Annotated in this window: 3 protein-coding genes and 2 pseudogenes; 2 read left to right on the forward strand and 3 right to left on the reverse strand. The window is 70.7% G+C overall.

Annotation, left to right across the window (positions count from 1 at the left end; all coding sequences use genetic code 11):
• Positions 1–185, reverse strand: a pseudogene (locus tag ABZ260_RS46950) (hypothetical protein); the annotation flags it as partial.
• A 199-nt stretch (positions 186–384) separates the two neighbouring features.
• Between ABZ260_RS46950 and ABZ260_RS46955 the strand changes: the two are divergent.
• Positions 385–1,125: pseudogene (locus tag ABZ260_RS46955) on the forward strand (alkaline phosphatase PhoX); the annotation flags it as partial.
• A gap of 366 nt (positions 1,126–1,491) precedes the next feature.
• Here ABZ260_RS46955 and ABZ260_RS46960 read toward each other — a convergent pair.
• Positions 1,492–2,439 carry a hypothetical protein gene (locus ABZ260_RS46960; RefSeq protein WP_355631351.1) on the reverse strand — a complete coding sequence of 316 codons (948 nt, stop codon included), beginning with the start codon at positions 2,437–2,439 and terminating at the stop codon, positions 1,492–1,494.
• A 340-nt stretch (positions 2,440–2,779) separates the two neighbouring features.
• Positions 2,780–3,151: a hypothetical protein gene (locus tag ABZ260_RS46965; protein ID WP_355631346.1), complete on the reverse strand. Its 372-nt coding sequence runs from the start codon at positions 3,149–3,151 to the stop codon at positions 2,780–2,782.
• A 459-nt stretch (positions 3,152–3,610) separates the two neighbouring features.
• Here ABZ260_RS46965 and ABZ260_RS46970 point away from each other — a divergent pair.
• Positions 3,611–4,632, forward strand: a 1,022-nt coding sequence (locus ABZ260_RS46970; protein ID WP_355631349.1) for a serine/threonine-protein kinase, incomplete at its 3' end; no start/stop codon positions are given.

Consider the following 4,632-nt stretch of genomic DNA (forward strand, 5'->3'; position numbering starts at 1 on the left):
GGCCGGTCGTGTGGCCGGGCCGGGTGCGGGACAGGGACCTGGAGCGGAGCGGGGGCCGAGGGCGGAGCGGGAGCCCGGGGCGGGAGCGTGTCCGGCGGGGAGTCGAGGAAGACGAGAGCTCGGCGGGTGCCCACCCGGGGCGCGGTCTCGAAGACTGGATTCGCGAACGCGAGTCCCTCGCTCAACGGTCCTCCCGATCCGACGACGGTGAAGATTCCACTGTGGACGCGTCCGGCGGGACAGATGGCGATCTTGGTGATAGACCGACCTGGTTTGGCGGATGTTTGTCCTTCGGTTCGCGCAAAGTTTGCGCTCAAGGAGTCTCGGCGTTCATGTGAGTTCGATCGGCTTGCGGCGTACCGTGAGGGACGACGAGGAGGGGCCATGCTTCGCCGATCGTTTGTACGCACCGGAGGTCTGACCGCCGGTGCGGTGCTCGCGGGCTCGCTCTGGCAGGGGGTCGCGGGTGCCGTCGCCCCGAGCTTCGAGAGCCCCTACGGTCCGCTTGGCGAGCCCGACGCCAACGGGGTCGCGCTGCCCGAGGGGTTCACCAGCCGGATCGTCGCCCGTACCGGCCGCCGGGTCGGCGGGCTGCTCTGGCACCCGGCGCCGGACGGTGGCGCGTGCTTCCCCGACGGCGACGGCTGGATCTACGTGTCCAACTCGGAGATCCCGCTGCTCGGCGGGGCGTCGGCCATCAGGTTCGGGCCGGACGGAGCCGTCGTCGGCGCCTACCGCATCCTGTCGGGCACCAACCTCAACTGCGCGGGTGGCCGCACCCCGTGGAACTCCTGGCTGTCGTGCGAGGAGATCTTCCGCGGCCGGGTCTTCGAGTGCGACCCCTACGGCTCGCGGGCCGCGATGCCGCGCCTCGCCATGGGCCGGTTCAAGCACGAGGCCGCGGCCTGCGACCCGGAGCGGCGGGTGGTCTACCTGACCGAGGACGAGCCCGACGGCTGCTTCTACCGGTTCCGGCCGGTCTACTGGGGTGACCTGACCTCGGGCACCCTGGAGGTGCTCTGCGCCTCCGGCTCGGGCGCGGTGACCTGGCGGCGCGTGCCCGATCCCGGCGCGCTGCTGAAGGCCACCCGCGACCAGGTCGCCGGTGCCACCCGCTTCTCGGGCGGGGAGGGCTGCCACTACGCGGACGGCGTGTGCTTCTTCACCACCAAGGGCGACAACCGGGTGTGGGCCTACGACACGGAGAACGAGCACCTGGGTGTCGTCTACGACGCCGACGCCCCGCTGAACGGCGTCGACAACATCACCGGCACCCCGTCCGGGGACCTCTACGTCGCCGAGGACGGCGGTGACATGGAGATCAACCTGATCACTCCCGAGCGGGTCGTCACCCCCGTCCTGCGGATCGCGGGCCACTCCAAGTCGGAGATCACCGGACCCGCCTTCTCACCGGGCGGCGACCGCCTCTACTTCTCCTCACAGCGCGGCGCCCGCGGTGACGCCGCCGGGACCGACGGCGTCACCTACGAGTCAGGAGTTCGGGATGACCGCCGCGTACGGCAGGCCGCCGCCGAGGACGACGTTGGCCCGGCTGCCGCACGTCGAGAGGTCGCCTGCGTCGGTGCAGTAGTGGGAGGAGGTGTACGAGCCGGTCGCGAGGTCCCGCGCCCAGGTCGAGGTGAAGTCCCGCAGCCAGGAGGTCTGCGTGGCGTTGGGGGAGCAGGTGGCGCCGAGGATGCCGATCGCGTCGGTGTTCTCGCCCTCGGCGTCGATGTGGCAGCTGCCGCCGGAGGGAATGCCCAGGGTGTACTTGGTCCACACGAGCTGGATGCCGACGAAGCGGGACCCGAGCGCCGCCAGCGCGCCGAAGGAGTTGTTGAACAGGTTGATGACGCTCGGCCGCGCCGCGATCTGGAGGACGGGGCGGGTGTTGCCGGCCGAGACGGCGAGAAGGTTCTCGGTGAAGCCCGAGGAGGCCACGCCGTCGAAGAGGATCGTGCCCTTCAGGTTCTGGTAGCCGTTGCCGGCCAGGCGGGCGCCGACGACGCTCGCGAAGTGGCCGCCGGCCGAGTGCCCGCCGACGATGTAGTTCACCGGCAGGGCCCTGCCGTTCGGCGGGGTGATCGCGCGAGAGCTGAGCAGGTCGCCGAGCCGGTTGCCCAGCGCCGGGTTGCCGTTGCTCATGTCGGCGTCCACGCAGAACACCATGACGCCCTTCTCGGCGATCGCCTTGCTGGTGTTGCGCAGATGCGAGCAGTTGCGGCTGAATCCGTGCTGGGCGAGCATCAGGGCCGTGGCGGTGCCGTTCGGCAGGTACCAGGTCAGGTTGTACGAGGTTCCCGCGATGGTCGTGGAGTCGGTGACACACGTGGTGGTGCTCGAGGAGTAGCCGCCGCACGCCGTGGCGGCCTGCGCGGCCGGGGCGGCCACGATCGTGGTCGTCAGAAGCATGCCGATCATGGCGGTGAACGCGGCCATGACCCTCCGCGGACGTCTGTTGACGTTGACCTTCACTTCTCTCCCTGTGTGCTCGGTGGGGGGCGGTGCCGGCCCGTCGGGGCCGGCATGATCCGGCGATGCTCCCGAACCCCGGGATGCCGCCATCCGGCACGGTCGTGAACGCACCGGCCGAGGTGACCGCGGGGTTAGAGCACGCCTTGATCGATACGCGTCAAGAGGCACCCCTTCACGGGTTCCGGGCAGAGAAAATGGAAACACCGTTTCGCAAAAATGGAAACGTTGTTTCGCACAGTATGGCTTCAGGTCCACGCGATGCAATGCCCGGGATCGCTCGATCTCCCGGGGAACGTTCCACAGGTCACCCGGGGCGCGGATGGGCCTCCAGCGTCGCAGAGGAGGCCCGCTGGACGAGCACCGGCAGGCCGAGCCTGGCCGCGGCGCGCACCAGCTCCGAATCTCGCATCCAGGCCGCGCCGACCACCACGCCGTCCGCACTCTCGGCGATCACCGGCAGGTCTCCCGCCGAGGACGGCTCCACCAGGAGCGGCCCCGCCCCCTCGGCGCGGGCCGCCAACACGGACTCGGCGGCGGGGACCCCACCGTGCCGGTCCCGCAGGCTGATCCAGCGGGCGTCCGCACCGGAGCCGCCTATCACCACGGCCGGTCCGGCACCCACCGTGAGCGCCCCCAGCCCTACCGCTGCGCGTTCCAGAGGTGCGGTGGTCGACATGAGGCTCCCCCATGCTCGGCCGGCGCGCGTCCCGCGAGCCGGCGGCCGTTCGGAAAGAGGTGTTCGAAATGAAAAAGGCAGAGACCTCGCGTCTCCGCCCGGTGCGGCTCCGGCTGGTCGCCAGGCCCTGTCCCTCGGATCTCCCGCCCGCCGCGTTGCCGTCGGTCACCACGGCTCACTGCTCCACCTTGTCCACCTTGCGAGGCGCCGCCCGACCGACCCTCGCCACGGTAAGATCCGCGGGACAGAGGCTAGATCACGCTGTCACGACCGGCTCTCCGGAGCCGGGCCGGTAAACGCGAAACAACAGGTCATGGGCCCAATCTTAGGTCATCTACCGGACACCCGTCACGTACTGGACAGCGCATCTCAGGATATGGACTTTTCCCCGGCGAGTGAGTCGATCACTTTACTGGGCTATGAGAGTATTCGGGGGTTCCGAAGGAGGTAAGCCGGTTGATGGCCGAAGCACAGCCCGAGGGGCGCCGTATCGCCTCCCGTTACCACCTGCTCGAAGCCATCGGCCGGGGTGGCATGGGCATCGTGTGGCGGGCCCATGACGAGCTTCTGGACCGCGAGGTCGCGATCAAGGAGGTCCGCTACGCCGACATGCTCGGCGAGGACAACCAGGAGGACTTCAATCGGCGCACCAAGCGCGAGGCACGTGCCGCCGGGCGCCTGACCCACCCGAACGTGGTGGTCGTCCACGACGTCGTCGAGGAGGACGGGCGTCCCTGGATCGTCATGCAGCTGGTGGAGTCGCGCTCCCTCGGCAAGGTGCTGAGGCAGGACGGGCCGCTGCCGCCGCAGCGGGTGGCGGAGATCGGCCTGCAGGTGCTGGAGGCGCTGCGCGCCGCCCACGCCCAGGGAGTGCTGCACCGCGACGTCAAGCCGGAGAACGTGCTGCTGGCCGACGACGGCCGGGTGGTGCTGACCGACTTCGGCATCGCGACGCTCGAAGCCGAGACCGCGCTGACCATGACCGGCATCGCGGGCACCCCCGCGTTCATCCCTCCCGAACGCATCAAGGGCGGCAGCGCGCAGCGCGAGTCGGACCTGTGGTCGCTCGGCGCGACCCTGTACGCCGCCGTCGAGGGCAAGCCCCCGCACGACCGGGGCGGTGCGCTGCCGACCATGCACGCCGTCCTGAACGACGAGCCCGAGCCCCCGGTCCACGCCGGGCCGCTGGCCCCGATCCTGGAGGGGCTGCTCCGCAAGGACCCGGCGCTGCGCATGCCCTACAAGGAGGCGGAGCGGCTGCTGCGCAGGGTGGCCGAGGGGACGGGCACCCGTGACCGGCCCGCCAGGACCTCCGTCATGCCCGCCGTGAGCCCGGCGGCCGACACCGATCCCGGGGCCCGCTTCCAGGCCGGCGCCCTCCCCCAGACGGGCGCGAAGCTGGACTCCGTACCCGCCGAGTCCGGGGACGAGGTGGCGCCCGCGCGGGGCAGGGAGCCGTCGAAGGCCGCCGCGGAGCCGCC

Source organism: Streptosporangium sp. NPDC006013, from assembly GCF_040614275.1.
Classification (GTDB): Bacteria; Actinomycetota; Actinomycetes; order Streptosporangiales; family Streptosporangiaceae; genus Streptosporangium.